1 pseudogene is annotated in these 228 nt (G+C 48.7%); it reads left to right on the top strand.

Annotated features, from left to right (window positions below):
- Window positions 1–228 (top strand): annotated as a pseudogene (locus OGW16_RS01355) (T6SS immunity protein Tli3 family protein); the annotation flags it as partial.

Raw genomic sequence — 228 nt, 5'->3', positions numbered from 1 at the left:
TCTGGCGCCGGGTGGACCGGGTATAGATTATCAATACTTTGATGACACGTATTATCTCTACAGACCAGGCAAGCATAAATCCAGTGGCGAGTATGTGAACGGCCATATGAGACCTGAATCGCCAGGGCGCGCCTGGGGAACGGTGGTATTTATGAAAGCATCTTTAGCCCATTTAACGGAAGGTTATAAGGCCAACTATCAAAACCTGCCGGACAAAGAACCGGAAGT

The organism is Citrobacter sp. Ce104 (assembly GCF_030334595.1).
Taxonomy (GTDB): Bacteria; Pseudomonadota; Gammaproteobacteria; order Enterobacterales; family Enterobacteriaceae; genus Citrobacter; species Citrobacter europaeus.
Note: the sequence above shows the minus strand (reverse complement) of the source record. Positions and strands in the feature narration are given on the sequence as shown.